The sequence below is a fragment of the Corynebacterium sp. UMB10321 genome, assembly GCF_030228725.1.
In the GTDB taxonomy this organism is placed as follows: domain Bacteria; phylum Actinomycetota; class Actinomycetes; order Mycobacteriales; family Mycobacteriaceae; genus Corynebacterium; species Corynebacterium pseudogenitalium.
In genome coordinates this window covers 228477-248864 of sequence record NZ_JASOZC010000001.1, presented here as the reverse complement: position 1 = coordinate 248864, position 20388 = coordinate 228477, and the positions used below count along the sequence as shown (strand labels likewise).

The following is a 20388-nucleotide window of genomic DNA, read 5'->3' as shown; positions in this document are numbered from 1 at the left end:
ACGCTCTACTGTAGCGCGCGCTGTGCCTGTTCGTAATACTCGACGAGTTGCCGGCACAGCGCCTCCCACGTTTTGCCGGAAGTGGACTCGCGGGCCGCGACCCGAAGGTCCTGCCACCTGATCTCGTCGAGGCACCACGCGACGGCGTGGGGCAGTTCGGTGGTGAACGTGGGGACGTCGAGAAGGAGGCCGTTGGTGCCCTCGGCGATGAGGTCGATGGGCCCACCGGCGCGCGGCGCGATGGTGGGCACCCCGCTGGCCTGGGCTTCTTGGATGGTTTGGCAGAAGGTTTCAAACTCGCCGGGGTGCACGAAGACGTCGAAGCTGGCGTAGGCGCGGGCGAGCTCCTCGCCGGTGAGCGGGCCACAAAACACCGCGCCCGGCAATACAGCGCGCAGCTCGTCGGCCTCGGGACCACCGCCGACGATCACCACCTGCAGGTCCGCGCGGCCGCAGAGTGGGGCGAGGCGGTGCACGCTCTTCTCGGCGGCGAGGCGGCCGACGAACCCGACGATGCGTTTGCGCCCGCTCGGGTCCCAAGTGCGGCGCAGCTCCTCGCTGCGGCGGCGGGGGTGGTAGAGGGTGGCGTCGACACCTCGGCCCCACGTGTGGACGCGCTCGATGCCGTGCCTGCGCAGCTGCTCCACCGCTGCCGACGACGGCGCGAGCGTGAGCTGGCAGGCGTTGTGGAGGCGCCGCGTCCAGTCCCACGAAAGCTTCGCCAGCGCCGGCAGGTGGTACTTCGTGGCGAACCCGGCCACATCGGTTTGGTAGAGCGCTACCGCGGGTACCTTCAGCTGGCGCGCGGCGAACGCGCCGGCCGCCCCGAGCACGAACGGGCTGGCCAGGTGCACCACGTCCGGCTGAAAGGAAGTGAGCGCGGCGCGCACGGCACTGGTGGGAACCCCGATGGGCAGCGAGTTGACCATCGGCACGCGCACGGTAGGCACGCGCACCACGCGGAAGCCCCGGTAGTCGGGGATTTCCTCCTGGTGTTCGCGCGCCCCGGGGGCGATCACGAGGGCGTCGTGGCCGTACTCGCGAAGGTGGTCGAGCACGCGCAACACGGAATTGGTCACCCCGTTGACGTTCGGCAGGAAGGACTCGGCAACGATGGCCACGCGCATCCGCTACGCCACCCCCTCGCTGTCCTCGCGCACGAAGCGCCCCACGCCCTTCCACGCAGCGGCGGCCACCAGCGTCGCCACTACGGCGACGGACAGCGCAGGGATCAGCGACAGCGTCCAACCGCGGCCCTCAACCTTGACCAGGTCGGGGTCGGTGCGCGAGTACGTCACCCACACCTGCTGACCCTCGCTGAGCCCGGTTGGGTACAGCAGACCGGTCGCCGGCGAGTGGGTGCGCCCGCGGTCATCCTGATACTCCACGGCGGTGCGGATCTTGCTCACGCCAGTCACGGTGGCGAGGCCGCGGCCGGGGTCGCGGGCGATGCGCCAGTCGTTGATGGCGGGCCCTGCGACCATCGCGAGGCAGCCGAGCATCGCGCACGTGTACAGCGCCAGCACCAGCTGCTGGGCTCGACGCTTCCAGCGGATCACTTTTGCAGCCGCTGCGCGAGCGCTCGCCGGGTGGCCCGTGTGGTGCGCGCTTCCACGACGGTGATCGGGTTGGGTTGTGACTCCAGCTCAAGCAGCACCTCGTGCAGCTCGGCAAGGGTTTCGGCACGGCGGTAGTCGGCTCCGTAGGCCTCCGCCAGCTTTTCGACGTCCACCCCGTGCCTCGTACCAAACGCCTTCTCAAAGTCGTCCCGGACGGACTCCGCCCCGACCTCGAGCGTTTCGAAGATGCCACCGCCGTCGTCGTTGGCGACCACGATGGTGAGGTTGCCGGGGCGTGGCTCGTCGGGCCCGATAAGGAGCCCGCCGGCATCGTGAAGGAAGGTGAGGTCCCCCATGAGCGCGACGGTGCGCGGGGCGCGGATCTCGTCCGGGTGCAGGCGCTGCGTCGCAAGGGCTATGCCGATTGCCTGGGACACCGTGCCGTCGATGCCCGCGGCGCCGCGCGGGGAAAAGGTCGGCACACCGTCAAAAGGCATACCGACGAAGGAGGCGTCGCGAACCGGGTTGGAGGCCCCCAACACCAGCGTGTCCCCGACCCCGAGGGTGTCGCACACGGCGGCGGCGACGTGCATGCCGGTAAACCCGTAGTCGGCGTCGGCGAGGGCGTCGCGCACCGTGTTCGCGCCGACGCCGCCCGCGGCCTCGCAGATGGTGATCCACTGCTGGCGCGGCTGGCCGGTCGCGTTGACTCGCGAACCGCGCAGCTGCGGGTTGCCCGTGAACGTCTCCGTGCGCGAAATGCCGATCACGGTGATGTCCGGGTCGGCGAGCAACGCCATCACGTCGCGGTGCAGGGTCGGGTGTCCCACCACGATGACCTGCTCCGGCTTCGTCGACGCCGCAAAATCTCCGCCGTCGTGGCTAATCGAGACCTCGCTCTGCGCGAAGAATCGCGCGGCCAGCGGGTGTACCTGGTGGAACGGCGTCGGCGCGGTGGGCTCGGCGATGGTGGGCACGTGCTCCAGTCCGGGAACGTCCCAGGCCTCGTCGCCGGCGATAACCAGCGTGTCCTTCGTCAGGTCGATGTCCACGGCGCCGTGGTCACTCCACGCGGGCTTCGTGGCCAGGCGACCCGGACCAACCCGGCGCGACTTCCCCACCGGCTCCGGCAGGGCGTCGGGCACCAGCGGGGTGTCCAGAGCCACGTTGACGTGCACCTGGGCTGCGCCGAAGTCCAGCGCGCGGGCCTCCTCCACACTGGTGACCTGCTGCGTCTTGGCGTAGTGGCCGAAGATGCCCTGCTGCCAAATCGTCTGGGAGGCCCCAGTGCCGACCATCCACTCGGGCCGGTCGGCGCTGATCACGGCCAACGGCACGTGCGCCATGTGCGCCTCCACCATGGCGGGAAGCGTGTTGGCAACCGCGGTGCCGGACGTCATCACTACGCCGACGTGGCGGCGCTGCACGCGCGCCAGGCCGAGGGCGGTGAAGGAGGCGGAACGTTCGTCGATACGCATGTGGACGGTGATGTCCCTGCGGGCGAGCAGCGCGTACGCCAACGGCGAGTTGCGCGAACCTGGGCACATCACCACGTCCGTGACGTGCTGTGAGAGCGACTCGGCGACCTGGTGGGCAATATCCATCGAGTTCATGGCCACCTACCTTACTGGCCTTGCAGGGCGCTCTCTGCACCGGAGACGATGTCGTCGAAAAGGCCGCGAAGCTCGGTCGGCACCTCGACGGCTGGCTCGGTCGGTGCCACGGTCTCCCCGCTCTCCCCGCGCCCCCGGTCCGGCAGCAACTTCGGCCGCTTCGTCGTGGTCTCCGTGACCGTCTCCGTAGACACGGCAGTCTCGGTCACCGTGGAGGTCACCGGCGGCTTGTCCGCCTCGGCTGCGGCGCTGCGCCACAGGAAGAACAGCACCGTGCCGGCGCACAGTGCGATAGCAAGGGCAATCCCCAGCCCGATTGCGAGCCCGTTGGAGCGCTGCGGCTCCGGCTCGTAATAGGACTGGGGTTCGTAATAGGCTTCCGGCTCGTAGTACTGCGTTTGGTGCTCCGGGTCCGGGAAGTATTGCTTTGGACGTTGCTGGTTATCCATGCTGCTAGCGTACCGCTAGAGCACCAAACCAAACACCGGCACCGCCAGGAAGTAGGTCACCACGGTGATCAGGCCGAGGGAGATGATGTTCAGCCACAGGCCACCCTTGAGCATCTCGCCCATGGTGACGTAGCCCGAGGAGTACGCGATCGCGTTCGGCGGCGTTGCCACCGGGAGCATGAACGCACAGGTTGCGGACAGCGCCACCGGGATGGCCAGCAGCAGGATATTCATCTCGGTCGCCTCGGTCAGGCCGATACCAACCGCGACACCACCCATGATCGGGAGGAAGGTTGCGGCGGTTGCCGTGTTCGAGGTCAGCTCGGTCAGGCCCAGCACCAGTGCGGCGACAGCCATGATGAGCAGGATCGTCGGCAGCACAGCGAGGCCCTTTGCAGCTTCACCGATCCAGAGGGACAGGCCGGTGGAGGTGAACATCGCGGACAGGGACAGGCCACCACCGAACAGCAGCAGGACGTCCCACGGCATCTCGTTCGCGGTCTCCCAGTCCATCAGGCGCTTGCCCTGCTTCGTGCCCGGCACGATGAACATCAGCAGGCCGGCAATGATGCCGACGATGGCGTCGTTATACGGGAACTCCCAACCGAACTGCTTGATGCCAAGCGGAATGAAGATCCAGGCGAGTGCTGCGACCAGGAAGATGATGCCGACGGCCACCTGCGGGAAGGTCCATGCGCCCAGCTTGCGGTACTCGGCGTCGATTAGCTCCTTGCCACCAGGGATCCGGTCGATCTCAGGCTTGAACACGTTAATCAGGACAAACCAGGCGATCACGGTCAGCAGGATCGCCATCGGCATACCGACGAGCATCCACTGGCCGAAGCCGATCGTGATGTCGTGTGCTTCCTTCATGTAGCCGGCCAGCAGCGCGTTCGGCGGGGTACCGATCAGGGTGCCGAGCGAGCCGGTCGACGCGGAGTACGCAATAGCCAGCATGAGCGAGGTAGCGAACTTCTTCTGGTTCTGCATGCCACCCACGGAGTCAGCGGTCAGGGTCAGCACAGAAACACCAATCGGGAGCATGACCACCGCGGTTGCGGTGTTGGACACCCACATGGACATGAAGCCAGTGGCCAGCATGAAGCCCAAGATGATGCGCTTCGGGCTGGTACCCACAATGCGCACGACCACCAGCGCGAGCCTGCGGTGCAGGTTCCAGCGCTGCAACCCGAGGGCCATCAGGAAGCCGCCCATGAAGAGGAAAATCGTGGACGACGCGTACGGCCCGGAGACCGCGCTGAACTTTGCCACGCCCATCACCGGGAAGATCGCTATCGGTAGCAAGGCGGTTGCCGCCAGCGGGATCGCCTCCGTCATCCACCACGCCGCCATGAGCACCGTGGTCGCGGCGACGACGCGCATTACGTCGGCATCGTAGGTCGTTTCAGGGTCGGCGCCCGAGGACTGTTGCACTGTTTCGGCAGCGCTGCCCGGGAAGATGTAGTACACCAGCAGCGCAAGCAGCACACCTGCGATCAGGCCGATGAGTTGGCGGCGCCACTCACCCGGTTCGGGCGACTTGGCAAGCTCGCCGTCGGAGAGCGCGGACGATTCGTGCATCACGGGAGTCGACATTTTCGATCCTTTCGAACAGGATTCACACAACAGCTAAAAAGGTGATCTTTCACACCCTCGCGTGGGAGACGTTACGCCCTCACACATCAAATGTCGCAAGAATGCACAGATTAATCAAACATTTCCACCCCCGCCCGGGCACGTTTTTACCCCCGCATGGTGTCCATGCAGTCCCGAACGCGCTGAAACCACCAGTCGCGACGTTCCGCGGGAGCCCGCAACTCGTGCAGACGCGCCGGATCGGGGGTAACAGGGGTGGCTTCGAGGCAGCCATCGATAAGTGGGCGGGGCTTCGCGACGTCCTCTACGAACAGCCGCTGCGTAGCCAATCCCGCCGCGCGCGAGTCCGCGCACCGCGCCGCCACCAGCCCCGCGTACATCCCCACCGCGGTGTCCAGGGCGCTGGCCACCGTCACATCCATCCCCAGGTCCCGCTTCAGCGCCAGCAGGCGGCGCACTCCCCCGAGCGGCGCAACCTTCAACACGGCAACATCCGCCGCACCCAGCTCGGCGACACGCAGCGGGTCAGCGGCCCGGCGTATCGATTCGTCCGCAGCAATCGGCGTACGCACCCGCGCACGCACCTCCGCGAGCTCCTCCGCGCTCCCGCAGGGCTGCTCGATGTACTCCAGCTCCCCCAACGCGTCGGCGGCGCGCACCGCCTCCTCGACGCTCCACCCCCGGTTCGCGTCCACGCGCAGGGTCGCGTCGGGGCGCAGCTCGCGCACACGCTCGACGCGCGCAACATCGTCGCCGAGGGTCTGGCCAGCCTCGGCTACCTTGATCTTGAACGTCCCGATCCCCGGGAAACGCTCGAGGACCTCCTCCACCCGCGCGGCATCCACCGCGGGCACCGTGCCGTTCACCGGCACCGGCCCGACGGCCTCCGGCAACCCCTCAAACGCGGCCTCCAGCCCGGCGCGCAGCCACTGCGCGGACTCTTCAGGTCCGTACTCCACAAAGGGAGAGAACTCGCCCCAGCCGGAGGGGCCGTCGATAAGCAGGGCTTCGCGGGTGGTGATGCCGCGAAACTTCACTGCCATGGGCAGGGCTACGACGTGGGAGCGTTCGAGGATTTCGTCAACAGAAGGCAGTAGAGAAGGCATAGGGCCAGGCTAGCGCCGGCCGAGCACCAGCGCGACGGGCCCTTGCTGGATCGAGCACGCACCCCGCGAGGAACAGCCACCGCAGCCGCCCGCGCAGGAATCGTTCAGGGCGCGGCGCTGCACTTCGCCGGTGGCCTCAAGGTGGGCCATGATGGCGTCGATAGTCATGGGCGAAAGGTTGGTGCGTCGCGCGATCTCCTCGCGGCTCACGCAACCCTCGCGCAGCGCGTCGAGCACAGCAGACATCGGGCCGGCCATCAGAAGAACACCTTCAGCAGCTGGAACGCGCCGACGGCCAGAACCCACGCCATCGCCATCTGCAGCGCGACGCCGAACAACGTCCACTTCAGGCCGATCTCCCGGCGCTGCGCAGCAAGCGTGGCCACGCACGGGGTGTACGCCAGCAGGAAGAGCATGTACGCCCACACTGCAGGTATCGCGTGCCCGCCGGAGGCCTGGTTGAAGTCTTCGCGGATTGCCTGGCTCAGCGGCGAGCTGCCGTCGCCCTCCTCGGGCTCCTCCAGCGCGTAGGTCTGCGCCCAGCTCGAAATGACGGCCTCCTTAGCCACGAAACCGGTGATCAGTGGGCCGGCCAGGGACCAGGAGTCGAAACCAGCCGGTGCGAAGACCGGGGCGATCGCGTCAGAAACGGTGCCGTACACCGACTCCTGCGGGGCTACCTCGCCGAACTCTGCTTCGGAGGTCACCGGGGTGGACTGCAGCGCCCACACCACGACGACAGTCGCGACGATGATCTTGCCGGCGGTCTCCAGGAAGCCGCGCAGGCGAGCCCACATCACCGACAGCGCCAGGCGCGCGCCCGGCAGCTGGTACACCGGCAGGTCAATGACCAGCGGTTCGGTGCCCATCGTGGACCACAGCGCCTTACGAAGCGCCAAGCCCGTCAGCACGACAAGCAGGATAGAAATGACATACATCGCGAAGACGACGGTGCCCGCGTGGTCCGGGAAGAACGTCGCAGCCAGCATGACGTACACCGTCAACCGCGCACTGCAGGACGTGAACGGCACCAAGAGGGCCGTCATCAAGCGGTGACGCGGATCCCCCATCACGCGCGTCGCCGAAATCGCCGGCACGTTACAACCGAAACCAACAATGAGCGGGATGAACGCCTTACCCGGCAAGCCCATCGCGCGCATCACACGGTCCGCGACGACGGCCGCGCGCGCCATATAGCCAGAGTCCTCAAGCACGGCGAGGCACAGGAACATCAGCGCCATCAGCGGCGCGAACGTGAGCACCATGCCGACGCCGTTAATCAAGCCGTCAACAACCAGGCCGCGCAACCAGCCGATCTCCGGCAGCACCGCAAGCGCCGCATCAGAAACCGGGCCGCCGAAGAAGCCCTCCAGGCCATCCTGCAACGGCTTCGCCACAGTCGTGGTGATCTCGAAGACCATCCACATCGCCACCAGGAACATCAGCGGGCCGATCACCGGGTGCAGCGCGAAACGGTCCAGGCGCTCAGTGAAGGTCTGCTGGTGGCCAGTGTCGGTCGCGGCACGTTCGACGGCGGCGTCGACCCAGGCGAAGCGGGCGTCGGCAAGCTCGAAGTCGTCAGTGGTAGCCACTGGGCGCAGGGTGACCGCTGGTTCGGCGAGCTGGGCGTCGATAACTTCGCGCAGACCGCGCACATCCCTCTTACGCGGATCGACCGCGACCACGGGCAACCCAAGCGCGTTCTGCAGCGCCGCCGCATCCACCGCAATGCCCTCCGCGCGGGCCACATCCATCTTGGTCAACGCAACCACGATGCGGTACGGCGTCTCCGCGAGCTGCGCCACCATATACAAGCCACGCGCAAGGTTCGCCGCATCAACGACGACCACCACCGCATCCGGACGCTCCGCCGGGCAACGCTCCAGCAGCAGCTCGCGAGTGAGCTCCTCGTCAGGGCTCTGCGGATCCAGCGAGTAGGCGCCAGGAAAATCAATCACGTTATAGGAACCCGCCCACACGCCGCGAGAAATCTCCACGGAGGTGCCAGGCCAGTTGCCCATCTTCACGTTCGCGCCAGTCAGCGCATTAAACAAGGTGGACTTGCCAGCGTTCGGAGCTCCGATCAGCGCGATGGTGGGCTCGCCCTTGACGGCGGTATCTGCGTGCGGCCCGCAACACGACGGAACCTGGGTGAAATCGGCCATGGCTATGCCACGCTCACCTTGATGCCACGCAGCGCGTCAGCGCTGAGGGCGTAGCGGGAGGTCGCTACCTTGATCACGCGGCCACCACCAGCCGTGGACTGCATAATGCTGACACGCTGGCCTGGGCGAAGACCAAGCTCCTGCAGGCGACGCGCGACGGTAGGGGTAGTGTCAAGCGCCGCGATAACGGCGCTGTCGCCGACGGGGATGCGGGCAAGGGTGCCCTCGGCAGTTTTCGTTATCAGACTCATACGTTTGATTTAACTCCGAGCCCATTAGGTAAGCAATGCCTTATACAGCGGTTGCCTCCCTGTGGGGGTGCCCCGAGCTGCCGTCGGCACCGTAGACTACAAAGCCATGAGCTATTCCACTGCGCAACCATTCGACCCAACCCAATGGCGCGAGGTCGAAGGTTTTGACTTCACCGACATCACCTATCACCGACACGTAGGGACCACGCGCGCCGACGGCATCGTCCGCATCGCCTTCGACCGCCCCGAAGTACGCAACGCGTTCCGCCCCCACACCGTCGACGAACTCTACCGAGCACTCGACCACGCCCGGCGCGACCCTTCTGTCGGCGTGGTGCTGCTAACCGGCAACGGGCCTTCTGAGAAGGACGGCGGCTGGGCGTTCTGCTCCGGCGGCGACCAGCGCATCCGTGGCCGCTCCGGCTACCAGTACGCGGGCGGCGACACCGCCGACACCGTCGATACCGCACGTGTGAAAGCCGAGGGCGGACGCCTGCACATCCTTGAGGTCCAGCGCCTCATCCGCACCATGCCCAAGGTGGTCATCGCGGTGGTGAGCGGCTGGGCAGCCGGCGGCGGCCACTCACTCCACGTCGTGTGCGACCTGACCATCGCCTCCCGCGAGGAGGCCAGGTTCAAACAAACCGACGCCGACGTCGGCTCCTTCGACGCCGGCTACGGCTCCGCCTACCTGGCCAAGATGGTGGGTCAAAAGTTCGCCCGCGAGATCTTCTTCCTCGGCCGCACCTACTCTGCCGAGGAGATGCAGCGCATGGGCGCCGTCAACATCGTCGCCCCGCACGCTTCCTTGGAAGAGGAGGCCATCCAGGTCGCCCGCGAAATCAACGGCAAGTCCCCCACCGCACAGCGCATGCTCAAATTCGCCTTCAACCTTGTCGACGACGGCCTCATGGGCCAACAAGTCTTCGCCGGTGAAGCAACCCGCCTCGCCTACATGACCGACGAGGCCGTCGAAGGCCGCGACTCCTTCCTGGAAAAACGCGAGCCCCGTTGGGACGACTTCCCGTTCTACTACTAGGTTTTGGCGGTTCTTTGCCGGGCCGGCGGGTCAGCGGGTCGGTTGCCGGCCCGGCCGCCCTCCACCCGAAATAGTTCCCCGCCCGGCCCCGGGAACTATTTTGTCGTCACCCCTCTGGCCACCTGGAGCGCTGACAGATTCCGCCGTGATCTGTCAGGAACGCACCTTGCCGATCCATGCCGCCACCCTGCCGACCCCTGCCAACCCGTGCCGGACAGCCTAAAAGACGATATCGGCTTCTGGGTTTTCAGTAGCGTGGTGCCATGAAACGTCACGTACCGGGCACCTGCGATAACGGCGGCACGTGGCACTTGCTTATCGACGACAACCACGCCCACGCCTTCTACAACTCCCCCGATGGTCGCTACACGGCCGACGGACGCCTCACCCCGGCGGGTTAGCGTCGTACTGGGCGCATCCCGCGCAGCGTCCGCATCAGCAGCACTACAACCACCGCCAGCAGCACCAGCCCCACCGCAGCCGCAACCCACACTCGTGCACCGGTGGCCGTAGCTGGCCATGCGGGGACGGCGAGGATCCATAACGCAGATTGCGCGAGGACATCCCCGCCGATCGTGACGGAGACGATTGTGACCAGGATCGTCGTGGCCAGCGTCCACGCCACGCCGAAGCGGACGGTGATGGCAAGTGCGGTGAGGGCCAATACGCTGCCTGCGAGGAACGCGAGGAGTCCGAAGCGTGCGTCGCCAACCACGGCCGCTCCGAACGCGCACACGAGGGCGACGATTCCAACGCACCACGTGGCCAATGCGGCGCGGACGTGTGGGTGTTCGACCTGCATGAGCGCCCAGGCGGGACGCAGTTTCGGCCACACCAGTGTGGGAAGCACGCCCGCCCCTATCGGCAGGATGATGTAGGTGAACATCGCCTCACGCACATCCACCGGATATGCCAGCGAGAACAGCAGCACCAGGGCGGTGAGCAGGAGCAAGACGCGTATCGACGACACCCTCGCCGCCATCGCAACCCCCTTCACCGCAGCCACGTATCCGGTGGCTTCGGTGCGTGGCGTCGCCGGAGAAGTGGCCAGCGGTGCGGTGACGTGGTGGACTCGGCGGCGGCGCAATATAGGTCGGGTGCGCGGTGGTACGAGGGCGGCCACTACAAAGCCAATTGCTGCGAGCACCAGCGTGAGGATGAGGGCAAGCACAGGAGACTCCCCCGCCATCGGATCCGTGGCGTCGAGGGGCAGCAGGTTGAAGTGCAGGCCCATGGTCGGCAGCGCCAGCCGGGTTGGCCAGGCGCCGGGGTTCATCCTCCACCAGTCGCGTTCGGCGAAGTAGCCGAGGCCGATGGTGAATACGAAGCCGAGGATGATTGTCGGCAGCATCCCAATGCGTCGCGTAGACGCGGCGGCGAGGCCTGCCGGACCGAGCATGCCCAGCCACACGAATAAGCCGACGAGTGCGATCGCGGCTGTATTGTCTAGGTTGAACATGAGGCCGGCGGCAACCGGCACGACAAAGTCGAGGGCAACGAACAGGGCCAGCGCTAGCCACACCACGGCGATGCGGGCGGCTCGCGTTCGCACCCGTGAGACCGGCCGCCACCAAGTGCCACCGCCTCGGGCGTCACGCTCGCGGGTCTCGGCCAAGCCTGCGAACAGTGCGGCGGCAGGCGCAGCCATGCCGGTGACCAACAGGCCTTGCGGGTAGAGCAGGTTCGTGGCGGTTTCCACATTTCCGGCCAGGGCGAACAACGTCAGCAGCACACCGACCAGCAAACCTGCCCCAGCGAGCCACCACAGTATGGAGCCGCGAGCACGGATCCATTCGGCGTGTAGGAGGTTCATCGTTCACCACCGGAGGTGAGCCGAAAGAACGACTCTTCTAGGTTTGGACCCAGTTCCGCGAGCTCGCCTGCGAAGCGGACGCTGCCGCCTGCGATGACTGTGGCGTCGTCGGCCATGTGCAGCACTTCGCCGAGTTGGTGGGAACTGACCAGGACGGTGCGCCCGGCACGTGCGTATTCGCGGAGGTAGTCGCGCAGGTGGGCAATGCCTTCGGGGTCGAGACCGTTTTGTGGTTCGTCGAGAATAAGCACCTCCGGCTCACCGAGCAGTGCCTGAGCGAGTGCGAGGCGTCCCTTCATGCCGGTGGAAAACGTTCCGGCTTTCTTCTTGCCCGCGGTTTGGAGGCCGACCAGTTCGAGGACTCGGTCGGCTTCGCTGTCCGGCAGGCCCAGGAGCGTGGTGTGGACGCGGAGGTTGTTGTGGGCGCTGAGGTGGCTGAAAAAGGCGGGGTCGTTGATGGAGGCGCCAACGTGGCGCAGCGCCGAACGGTCAAACGGCTGGCCCATCAAGGTCACCCCGCCGGCATCGGGTTCGATCAGGCCAAGCAGCACCGACATCAACGTCGACTTACCCGCACCGTTGGGGCCCAACAGTGCATGGACTCGGCCCGGGGTGGTGGTCAACGACACGTCGCGAAGCACTTGGTGGTCCCCGAAGGAAACGGCCACGTTGTGGCAAGCAAGTTGCGTATCAGTCATGGCATTCATGGTCGTCACCCAGCAAAGCCACCACATCGGTCGGTGGGACCAAACTGCCTCCTCCTCTAGGAGGAGATCCCGGCGCGCTGCGCAATCAAGGCGAGCGCCACCCTGTCGCGCGCGCCAAGTTTGGCAAGCAGATTAGAGACGTGCGTTTTCACCGTGGTCTCTGCAATAAACAGTGTGGCGGCGATTTCAGCGTTCGTGGCGCCGCGGCCAATTTCTGCGAGCACGTCGCGTTCGCGTTGCGTCAGCGCCTCCAGCGCGGCGGCGGATTCTTGGGTGCCCGCACCGTCGCGGACCCATTCCATCACGCGGCCTGTGACCCCGGGGGCCAGAACCGATTCGCCGCGGGCGACAGCGCGCACGGCGTTGGCCAGGACGTCGGGTTCGGCGTCTTTGAGAAGAAAGCCGTGCACGCCGGCGTCGATAGCCGCATGGATCAAGGTGTCGTCGTCGAAGGTGGTCAGCATGATCACGCGTGGCCCCATCTCCATGATCGTGCGGGCTGCGGTGATCCCGTCGAGCACCGGCATGCGAATATCCAGCACTGCGACGTTGATGCGGTGGGTGCGCGTTTTCTCGACGGCCTCGGCGCCGTCGGCGGCGGTGGCGACGACGGTGATGTCATCCTGCGCGTCCAAGATGGTGCGGAGGGCGCTGAGGAGGAGCGGCTGGTCGTCGGCAAGGAGCAGGCGGATCATGCGGCCAACTCCGCCCGCACGGTAAATGTCTCCCCTGACTGCCATGTCTTCAGCGTGCCACCGGCGCTTGCCGCGCGTTCGCGCAGCCCCTCCAGCCCAACGCCAGTGCCTGGTTGGGGTCGAATCTGGCCGGTAGAAACGACTTCTACCACTACGGTCTCGCCCGGTGCGATCCGAACCATCACAGCGGGATCGACTTGGTGGCGTGCCGCGTTTGCCAACGCCTCCGCCACGATGCGATAAGTAGCAAGCGAAGTCACCGGAGAGACATCCACTGCTGGTGCTTCCAGCGACACTTCCAGACCGGCGTCGCGGTAGCGCTGCACCAACGACGGCAGGTCAGGGATCCCCGCCGCCGGCGAAAACGCATGATCGCTCTCACGCAGGCCGCGCACAAGAAGGCGAATTTCCGACAACGACTGCCCGGCGGCCTCGTTGATCTGCTGCAGCGCCTCCCGCTCCTGCCCGGCCGCCAACCCGGCATTGGCCTGCGCCTTGATCAGGGTCAGGGAGTGACCGAGCAGGTCATGGATATCGCGGGCAATGGCGCGGCGTTCCTCCTCGCGCGCTGCCGCGAGGCGCTGCTCTTTCGCGTTCGCTTCTCGACGCCACTCCGCCTCCTCAGCCGCCAAATTCGCCCCGAGCAAGTACCCCACCGCGCACGCGCCCCAATGCAGTGCAAGCGTGATCCCCAGATCAGCCCCGTTCCGGTAGAACAACACGAAGTTGTCGTCCCACGTCCACATGAACGGCGACAGCAGCGCCCACCCGCACGCGGCGGTGAGGACGCCCAACGCGAAGCGCTTCTCGGTGAACCGCCCGGCGATAAAGGTGGCCACCGGGACCGCCAACACCCACGGCGAAAAGCCAAGGTTGATCGGCGCTGCCAGCCACAACGCAGACCAGGCAACATTCAGCACGATAAGCGCAATCGAGGAGCACTTCGGTTTGCTCGTGAGCACCGCGCACACCACGACGAACCCCCACGACAGGGCGGCCTGTCCCCAGCCTGCGGCATGTGTGGGTTGGGTACATGCGCTCGCGGTGTACACCGCCGCCAAGATGGCAACAGCGACCGCGAGCGCAAGGTCACCCGGTTTGTAGCGCATGGGCGTAAGCCTATCGGCAACACCGAACACGCGCCTCCTCCCAGGGGAGGAGATCTACTTGTTCAGCCCCGGAATCTTCGGAAGCTCCGGCACGTTGATGCCGGCGTTCTTGAGCAGCGCGAACAACCCGCCCAGCGCTGCCAGGACCGCGGCAATGATGCCGATGATCTGGCCGAGCTTTGCATCGAAGTTCTGCGGCTGCTCCGGCTCCGGCGTGGGCTGCTCCGGGGTCGGCGCTTCGGGTGTGGAAGGGTCTGCTGATTGGCCCGGCAGGGCGTTCTTCAGTACCGGCGGGGCTGGCAGGTCTGCGTTCTGGGTGCTGAAGATCAGCGGTGGATTGTCACTGCACTGTTGCGCCTGCTTAAGCAGATAGTAGTACCGGGACTCGAGCGAGTCGGTGGCCTTGGCAAAGTAAGTATCGGACATGTTCGAGGCAAACGCGGCGCGCTTCCAGTCCTGGACGTGGTTCAGGAACCGAGCAGTGTTGTCGCCGGTACGGCCAAACACGTAGTTCTCCCCGAGGCTGGCCACCTCCGGCACGGAGCCGTCGATACCGATGTACCAGCGCGCCGATCCCTGCAGCGCCTTGCCCGCTGGCGAAAGCGGGATCTGGGCGCCCTGCTTCATGTCCAGGTAGAAGTCGGCGTCGGTGGAAACCAGGCCTAGCTTGGCCAGTTTTTCCTTAGTGGCGGCGCGGGCGGCGTCGTAGTCGGGACGCTCGCCGGGCTCCTGCCCTTCCAGGCGGAGTTGCTGGTAGGAGATGATGGCTGGTTGGTCGAGGTGGGCGTCGCCAAGTGGTTTGAGCCCCTCGAAGGTTGCCTCGAATGCTTCGGCGACGGCGGTGGCGTACATGCCGTGCGTGAGCGTTTTTGCGATGCGTTCGGCCTGCCAGGCGGGGCCGCGCTCGGCGTCGTTGAGAACGACGCGGCACTGGCCGCTGTCGGTGCGGTCCAGGTGGGCGGCGTGGGCCGGGGTCGTGGCGAGGGCGGTAAAGGCGGTCGCCGCAGCGACGGCCGATGCGATGATCTTCTTCATGCCCATGTAATCGGCACAGACGGTGCCGGGCGTTACGCGGCGACCACAACTCCCCCGCCGGTTCCATCGAACATCCGACCGACTCCGTCCCTGGTGTGTCGGGGGAGTGTCATATATTTGTTGACGCCCCCAACACGGATGAACAAAGGAGCAGGAATGGGCCGGAATGGGTTTGCGGTCATCGATTTGGAGACGACAGGGCTGAGCAACCAGGACCGCATTGTGGAGATCGGCGTGGTGCTGCTGCGCCCCGATTTCACGGTGGAGCGCACGTGGGAGACACTGATCCAGCCGGAACGCGACATTCCGAATAGTTACATCCATAAGATCACGGCGACCGATGTGGTGGATGCACCATTATTTTGCGACGTCGCTCCGTACCTGGGCTCGCTGCTCAATGGCCGCACGCTGGTGGCGCACAATGCGTCGTTTGAGCACCGCTTCCTGACCAACGAGTTCGCGCGCGCCGGCGCGGAGGACGGCTTGTGCGAGTGGCTGGACACGATGCGGTTGACGAAACAGTACATGGGCGTGGGCAAGTTAAGTGAAGCGCTGGATATCGCGAGGATTCGGAACCGGTTTGCGCACTCGGCGCTCGCGGACGCGGAGGCGACCGCCGAGCTCCTCCGTTACTTGTGCGTGGGCAACGGAGTGGACGTCGAGAAGTATCCGGTGGCGACGTTCACCACCCCCGCCGCTGAGGCCCCGTGTCTCCCCCGCGGCGGCGAGCCGTCCTGGGCGGGGCAGCTTTCGCGCACCTTGCCGACGGCCACCACCAAGAACGAAGCCGACTACCGCGCCGAGCTGACCTGCGCACTTGTGGACCGTTCCATCTCCCGCACCGAGATGCGCCGCCTCGAATCCACCGCCATCGCCGCGGGCCTCAGCGCCGACGACGTCGACGCCATCAACGAGGAGTTCACGCGCCAGCTCGCCGTCGAGGCCTGGGCCGATGGCGTCATCACCGATGAGGAGCGCGCCCCGCTGCTCGACATCGCCGAGGCGCTCAACGTCGATGCGCAGCTCGTCCGCTCGCTTCTCGACGAGCCCACCTCCGGCCCCACCCCCGCCACCTTCGCCCTGCGCCCGGGCGACCGCGTCGCGTTCACCGGAGCCCTCGACATCCCTCGCGATGTCTGGACCGACCGCGCCACCGCCGCAGGCCTCGACGTCGGTGGCGTGACCCGCACGTGCGCCGTCCTTGTTGCGGCGAACCCGGACTCGATGAGCGGGAAAGCGAAGCAAGCACGCGAGAACAACGTGCCGATCATCAGCGAGACCCACTTCGCCCAACTACTGAAGGCCGTGGAGGATTCGACCGAGGACGCACCGGTTGTTGCCCCTGATGCCGCTGCGCCTGTTTCAGCTCCGGAGCAGTTCTCTTGGCTGACCGCCGAGCAGTCGCACGCTGTTGGCGCGTCGAGTGCGCGCATCGCCGCCGCGTGGATCGAGCAACACCCGGACCGCCCACTGCACGAGATCGCCGACAACCTCAAACCCCACCACGTCCCCGAAGCGACCGGACGCGGCATCGATCGTTACCTCGCCATGTGGAGCCTCGAGCACCCGGAGATGCTCAACGCCAGCGCCGACGACCTACTTGACCTGCACGGCGTCGGCCCGAAGCGGTGCAGCCAGCTCGTGGAGATGGTGGTGGACCTCGCCGTCGACGGCGTCGAGGAGACGGCCGAGGTGGAGGCGGCGGTTGTTGAGGAGGTCGCTCCGGAGATTGTTGCGGAGGCGCAGCCTGCTCCAGCGCCACGCCCTGCAGCCACAAAGCCCCGACCTGCCACCAATGAACTGACACCTGAGGAGCTGCTTGCCGCAGCGTATGCCCCGCTGCACGCACCGGTTCCTGCCCAATCGACACCGTACGATCCCGCGCTGGTCACGCCTGCTACTGCCCCGAAGCGACACTCCAAGTCCGGGAAGGTATTCAAGTGGTCGGTGATCATCACAGTGGTGTCGTTTATGCTCTTCGGGCTGTGCATGGAAACCTTCGACCCGGAGGCCGAGTCCTTCATCGCCGGGATGCTCGCTCTGGCAGCATTGGTTGGAATGCTGACGGCGGGGGTCTCGGGTGTGATGGCGCTAATCAGCAAGTTGCGGGGATAGAGCGCCAGGCCTTGTGCGTGTCTGATATTCAGTTAGGCTTGTCCGGCTGGTGACCGAAATCAGCATTAGGCATTCACCTCACCCCCTTCCCTACAGTCGAGAACAGCCGCTTCCGCAAAAGCACGTCCGTACCGCCACTCACAGTCCGCAAATTGCAAAAGCGGGTACGCCGCCCGTGAACTGCACGTTTTCTGCAGCACTAGGAACACGCTCGCCGCCATGCCGCGCGCTCGAAAACAGCGGCGCGAGCTCCCAAAAATCCAAACTGTAGTAGGTGGATTGTAGTAATCCTCGAAAATTTCGAGCGAAACGGGGATTACTACAATCCTATTGCTCACTTTTAGGCGCCCAGCCATCCAGCCCCAGCCGCTCAACCTTCCAACCCTCTGCCGCACCCCACCCCAACCCAGCACAAGCCCAAACCAGACCGCCCCGACCGCCTCACACCCCCAACAACTAGACCGACCAGTCTTGCAATAACAAACCGAGTGGTTTATTCTTCGGTACAGCTTGAAAAAACTTGAAAGGAAACATCGTGCTGAAGAAACTCACTGCCATCACCGCGGCTGCCGCGTTAACGCTTGGCCTTACCGCCTGCTCCGGTGATTCCACCGACGCCACCGCTACCCCGGACGGCGACTTGCAGACGATCCGTGTCGCTACTTCGCCTGGCCCGTATTCGGAGCTGTTCACGGATGCGGTCGGCCCCATCCTGGAGGGGCAGGGCTACGAGGTCGAGTACCAGTCGTTTACTGATCTGACCCAGGCCGATACTGCATTGAACGAGGGTTCTGCGGACTTGAACGTTGACCAGCACACTGCCTGGATGAACGTGTTTAATGAGGAAAAGGGTGGCAACCTCGCCTCCATTACTGAGGTGCCGACGGTACCGGCCGGCTTGTACTCCGATAAGTACACGCAGCTCACCGAGGTTGCCGACGGCCACAAGGTTGGCATCCCGCTGGATGGGTCGAACAAGTCCCGCGCGCTGCACCTGCTAGTGGATGCTGGCTGGATCACATTGCAGGACCCGGATGCGACGCTGGTCGCGGAGTCGGATATTAAGGACAACCCCCACAACCTGGAGATTATCTCCATTGATTCGGGCAACCTGTCGCGCACGCTGCCGGACTTTGACTGGGCGGTGATTCCTGGCTCCATGTCGTATTCCGCCGGGTTGGACCCGAAGTTGCAGGTGTTCCAGGAGACGCTGCGTCCGGAGCTGATTCTTGTAGCGGTGACCACCGAGGACAAGAAGGATCAGCCGTGGGCGAAGGCGGTCGCGGACGCGTACCGCTCGGAGGAGTTCAAGCAGTACTTCGACGAGCACAACGAGAACAACTACTGGTTCCTTCCGGATTCTCTGAAGTAGACAAAGCGCTAGAAAGGCTCGCATGACCATCGCAACCGGCAGCGGCAACGCCGTCATATTCGACGGTGTGACCAAGGTGTTCGACACCGGGGACACAAGCTTTACTGCACTCGAGGACATCTCGTTCGCGGTACCCGCGGGCGGGATTTCCGGCGTGGTGGGGACGTCTGGTGCTGGCAAGTCCACGCTGATTCGTACCGTCAATGGGCTGGAGGTGCCGACGTCGGGCTCGGTGTCGGTACTCGGCGAGGAGCCCGCGAAGCTGAACGCGAAGCAGCTGCGTGACCTGCGGCGCAAGGTGTCGATGGTGTTCCAGAACTACAACTTGCTAGAGACCAAGACGGTTGCGGAGAATGTGGCCACGCCCCTGCTGTTGTCGAAGACGCCGAAGGCGGAGATCCAGCGCCGTGTCGCGGAGGCCCTCGAAATGGTGGGGCTGGCCGACCGCGCAAGTCACAAGCCGCGCCAGCTTTCGGGCGGTCAGCGCCAGCGCGTTGGCATCGCTCGTGCGCTCGTGACCAATCCGAGCATTTTGCTTTGCGACGAGCCCACGTCCGCCCTGGATCCGCTCACCACAACACAAATCCTGGAGCTACTCCGAAAGATCAATGCGGAGCTCGGCGTGACCATTTTGCTGATCACGCACCAAATGGACGTAGTGGCACGCCTCGCGGACGAGGTCGCGGTGCTGTCCGAGGGGCACCTGGTGGAGTCGGGCCCTGTCGCCGAGGTGTTCGCCGACCCGCAGCACCCGTTGACGCAGCGGTTCGTGGAGACGGTCATCCAGCGCGAGGTCCCTGAGCATGTGCGCGAGACTATCCGCGAAGGAAGGTTTGACCGCGTGGTGCAGCTCGTCCACACGGGCGGGGCTGCTCAAGAGGTGTTCACGCAGCTCGTTGGCAAGTTTGGTGTGGATGCGCGGCTGCTGGCGTCGTCAAGTACTGAGCTTGCGGCAACCACCGTGGGCACCACCATCGTCGGCCTGCGTGGTGGCGAGGCGGACGGCGCGGTGGCGTGGCTGTCGAGCCTGGAAGGTGTGACTGTGAATGAGGTGGAGGCGTAAATGGAACCGCTGAACTCCTGGTGGCGCGACCTCACGGGCTCGCGCGTGACTCCGTCGATGTACCTCGATTCCTTCGGGGAGACCGTGTACATGGTGGGGGTCGCCCTGTTCATTGGTGCGCTGGTTGGTATCCCGCTGGCGCTGGCGCTGGTGATTACCCGCCCGGGCGGTCTGCGCCCGAACCGGCTGGTGTACGGGGTGCTCAACGTGGTGGTCAACATCATCCGTTCCCTGCCGTTTATCATCCTGCTCGTCGCGATTTCGCCATTCACCCGCTCTATTGTGGGCACCTCAATAGGCACGACGGCCGCGCTGGTGCCACTCACCCTGTACATCGCCCCGTTCATCGCGAGGCTCATCGAGCAGTCCCTGCTCGAGGTCAACCCCGGTATCACCGAGGCTGCCGAATCGATGGGTGCGAACATGTGGCAGACCATCCGGCACTTCCTCCTCCCGGAGGCGAAATCCTCCATCATCCTCGCAATCACCACGGCAACCGTGGGTCTCATCTCCGCGACCGCGATGGCCGGAACGATTGGCGGTGGCGGCGTGGGCGACCTCGCGATTGCCTACGGCTACCAGCAGTTCGACTCTGTGGCAATGCTCACCACCGTGATCATCCTGATCATCGTGGTGCAGGCCATCCAGTCGCTAGGTAATACACTCGCCCGCCGGGCCCGCGCGTAGCGCCCCAAACCGCT

19 protein-coding genes and 1 pseudogene are annotated in these 20388 nt (G+C 65.4%); 6 read left to right on the top strand and 14 right to left on the bottom strand.

The features are described 5' to 3' along the window. Nucleotides 1–26 precede the first annotated feature (26 nt). The 9 genes and pseudogenes from QP752_RS01145 to QP752_RS01105 all read right to left on the bottom strand — a co-directional run. A pseudogene (locus tag QP752_RS01145) lies at nt 27–1127 on the bottom strand (glycosyltransferase family 4 protein); the annotation flags it as partial. Nucleotides 1128–1130: 3 nt separating this feature from the next. After that, nucleotides 1131–1559, bottom strand: a complete 429-nt coding sequence (locus QP752_RS01140; protein WP_070363150.1) for a DUF3592 domain-containing protein — start codon at nt 1557–1559, stop codon at nt 1131–1133. Further along, nucleotides 1556–3172 (bottom strand): 2-succinyl-5-enolpyruvyl-6-hydroxy-3-cyclohexene-1-carboxylic-acid synthase, encoded by a 1617-nt coding sequence (menD, locus tag QP752_RS01135; protein ID WP_284804039.1) that lies wholly within the window; start codon nt 3170–3172, stop codon nt 1556–1558. The genes QP752_RS01140 and menD overlap by 4 nt, the downstream gene beginning before the upstream one ends. 11 nt (nt 3173–3183) lie before the next feature. Then, nucleotides 3184–3621 carry a hypothetical protein gene (locus QP752_RS01130; protein ID WP_070477489.1) on the bottom strand — a complete coding sequence of 146 codons (438 nt, stop codon included), beginning with the start codon at nt 3619–3621 and terminating at the stop codon, nt 3184–3186. Between the two features lie 15 nt (nt 3622–3636). Then, nucleotides 3637–5217, bottom strand: a complete 1581-nt coding sequence (locus QP752_RS01125; RefSeq protein WP_071572810.1) for a DASS family sodium-coupled anion symporter — start codon at nt 5215–5217, stop codon at nt 3637–3639. Nucleotides 5218–5363: 146 nt separating this feature from the next. After that, complete coding sequence (locus tag QP752_RS01120) at nt 5364–6323, bottom strand: o-succinylbenzoate synthase (protein ID WP_284804037.1); 960 nt, start codon at nt 6321–6323, stop codon at nt 5364–5366. Between the two features lie 9 nt (nt 6324–6332). Next, nucleotides 6333–6581: a FeoC-like transcriptional regulator gene (locus QP752_RS01115; protein ID WP_256007692.1), complete on the bottom strand. Its 249-nt coding sequence runs from the start codon at nt 6579–6581 to the stop codon at nt 6333–6335. Next, nucleotides 6581–8488: a ferrous iron transport protein B gene (feoB, locus tag QP752_RS01110; RefSeq protein WP_284804034.1), complete on the bottom strand. Its 1908-nt coding sequence runs from the start codon at nt 8486–8488 to the stop codon at nt 6581–6583. Before feoB ends, QP752_RS01115 begins: the two co-directional genes overlap by 1 nt. 2 nt (nt 8489–8490) lie before the next feature. After that, nucleotides 8491–8739, bottom strand: a complete 249-nt coding sequence (locus QP752_RS01105) for a FeoA family protein (RefSeq protein ID WP_083290805.1) — start codon at nt 8737–8739, stop codon at nt 8491–8493. Nucleotides 8740–8845: 106 nt separating this feature from the next. Between QP752_RS01105 and QP752_RS01100 the strand changes: the two genes are divergently transcribed. Together QP752_RS01100 and QP752_RS01095 are read left to right on the top strand one after the other, a co-directional pair. After that, complete coding sequence (locus QP752_RS01100) at nt 8846–9778, top strand: 1,4-dihydroxy-2-naphthoyl-CoA synthase (protein WP_070976026.1); 933 nt, start codon at nt 8846–8848, stop codon at nt 9776–9778. 263 nt (nt 9779–10041) lie between these two features. After that, complete coding sequence (locus QP752_RS01095; RefSeq protein ID WP_284804032.1) at nt 10042–10179, top strand: hypothetical protein; 138 nt, start codon at nt 10042–10044, stop codon at nt 10177–10179. Here QP752_RS01095 and QP752_RS01090 read toward each other — a convergent pair. From QP752_RS01090 to QP752_RS01070, 5 genes are all read right to left on the bottom strand, one after another. Next, entirely contained in the window at nt 10176–11591 is a 1416-nt protein-coding gene (locus tag QP752_RS01090) for a hypothetical protein (RefSeq protein WP_284804031.1), read from the bottom strand. The genes QP752_RS01095 and QP752_RS01090 overlap by 4 nt on opposite strands. Further along, nucleotides 11588–12289, bottom strand: a complete 702-nt coding sequence (locus QP752_RS01085) for an ATP-binding cassette domain-containing protein (RefSeq protein WP_284804029.1) — start codon at nt 12287–12289, stop codon at nt 11588–11590. Before QP752_RS01085 ends, QP752_RS01090 begins: the two co-directional genes overlap by 4 nt. A 65-nt stretch (nt 12290–12354) precedes the next feature. Next, a complete protein-coding gene (locus QP752_RS01080; protein WP_284804327.1) occupies nt 12355–12993 on the bottom strand; it encodes a response regulator transcription factor in 639 nt (212 codons plus the stop codon). Then, nucleotides 12990–14102, bottom strand: a complete 1113-nt coding sequence (locus QP752_RS01075; protein WP_070477471.1) for a sensor histidine kinase — start codon at nt 14100–14102, stop codon at nt 12990–12992. The genes QP752_RS01080 and QP752_RS01075 overlap by 4 nt, the downstream gene beginning before the upstream one ends. Before the next feature lie 54 nt (nt 14103–14156). Continuing rightward, nucleotides 14157–15137, bottom strand: coding sequence for a hypothetical protein (locus tag QP752_RS01070; RefSeq protein WP_141742162.1), 981 nt, complete (start codon nt 15135–15137; stop codon nt 14157–14159). A gap of 156 nt (nt 15138–15293) precedes the next feature. On the opposite strand from QP752_RS01070, the gene QP752_RS01065 reads away from it, so the two are divergent. From QP752_RS01065 to QP752_RS01050, 4 genes are all read left to right on the top strand, one after another. Then, nucleotides 15294–17252, top strand: a complete 1959-nt coding sequence (locus tag QP752_RS01065) for an exonuclease domain-containing protein (protein ID WP_284804026.1) — start codon at nt 15294–15296, stop codon at nt 17250–17252. A gap of 535 nt (nt 17253–17787) precedes the next feature. Further along, nucleotides 17788–18624, top strand: coding sequence for a MetQ/NlpA family ABC transporter substrate-binding protein (locus QP752_RS01060; RefSeq protein WP_284804024.1), 837 nt, complete (start codon nt 17788–17790; stop codon nt 18622–18624). 22 nt (nt 18625–18646) lie between these two features. Further along, nucleotides 18647–19687: a methionine ABC transporter ATP-binding protein gene (locus QP752_RS01055; protein ID WP_284804023.1), complete on the top strand. Its 1041-nt coding sequence runs from the start codon at nt 18647–18649 to the stop codon at nt 19685–19687. Beyond that, the gene (locus tag QP752_RS01050) at nt 19688–20374 is read left to right on the top strand and encodes a methionine ABC transporter permease (RefSeq protein ID WP_070975750.1); all 687 of its coding nucleotides are present in this window, start codon (nt 19688–19690) and stop codon (nt 20372–20374) included. The last annotated feature ends 14 nt before the right edge of the window (nt 20375–20388 follow it).

Bases quoted from the DNA above. Each gene is read 5' to 3' on its own strand.
- QP752_RS01130 (WP_070477489.1), bottom strand. From the start codon at position 3,621: ATGGATAACCAGCAACGTCCAAAGCAATACTTCCCGGACCCGGAGCAC.
- QP752_RS01095 (WP_284804032.1), top strand. From the start codon at position 10,042: ATGAAACGTCACGTACCGGGCACCTGCGATAACGGCGGCACGTGGCAC.
- QP752_RS01050 (WP_070975750.1), top strand. From the start codon at position 19,688: ATGGAACCGCTGAACTCCTGGTGGCGCGACCTCACGGGCTCGCGCGTG.
- QP752_RS01100 (WP_070976026.1), top strand. From the start codon at position 8,846: ATGAGCTATTCCACTGCGCAACCATTCGACCCAACCCAATGGCGCGAG.
- QP752_RS01125 (WP_071572810.1), bottom strand. From the start codon at position 5,217: ATGTCGACTCCCGTGATGCACGAATCGTCCGCGCTCTCCGACGGCGAG.
- QP752_RS01115 (WP_256007692.1), bottom strand. From the start codon at position 6,581: ATGGCCGGCCCGATGTCTGCTGTGCTCGACGCGCTGCGCGAGGGTTGC.
- QP752_RS01090 (WP_284804031.1), bottom strand. From the start codon at position 11,591: ATGAACCTCCTACACGCCGAATGGATCCGTGCTCGCGGCTCCATACTG.
- QP752_RS01105 (WP_083290805.1), bottom strand. From the start codon at position 8,739: ATGAGTCTGATAACGAAAACTGCCGAGGGCACCCTTGCCCGCATCCCC.
- QP752_RS01070 (WP_141742162.1), bottom strand. From the start codon at position 15,137: ATGAAGAAGATCATCGCATCGGCCGTCGCTGCGGCGACCGCCTTTACC.
- QP752_RS01055 (WP_284804023.1), top strand. From the start codon at position 18,647: ATGACCATCGCAACCGGCAGCGGCAACGCCGTCATATTCGACGGTGTG.
- QP752_RS01085 (WP_284804029.1), bottom strand. From the start codon at position 12,289: ATGACTGATACGCAACTTGCTTGCCACAACGTGGCCGTTTCCTTCGGG.
- feoB (WP_284804034.1), bottom strand. From the start codon at position 8,488: ATGGCCGATTTCACCCAGGTTCCGTCGTGTTGCGGGCCGCACGCAGAT.
- QP752_RS01080 (WP_284804327.1), bottom strand. From the start codon at position 12,993: ATGATCCGCCTGCTCCTTGCCGACGACCAGCCGCTCCTCCTCAGCGCC.
- QP752_RS01120 (WP_284804037.1), bottom strand. From the start codon at position 6,323: ATGCCTTCTCTACTGCCTTCTGTTGACGAAATCCTCGAACGCTCCCAC.
- menD (WP_284804039.1), bottom strand. From the start codon at position 3,172: ATGAACTCGATGGATATTGCCCACCAGGTCGCCGAGTCGCTCTCACAG.
- QP752_RS01075 (WP_070477471.1), bottom strand. From the start codon at position 14,102: ATGCGCTACAAACCGGGTGACCTTGCGCTCGCGGTCGCTGTTGCCATC.
- QP752_RS01065 (WP_284804026.1), top strand. From the start codon at position 15,294: ATGGGCCGGAATGGGTTTGCGGTCATCGATTTGGAGACGACAGGGCTG.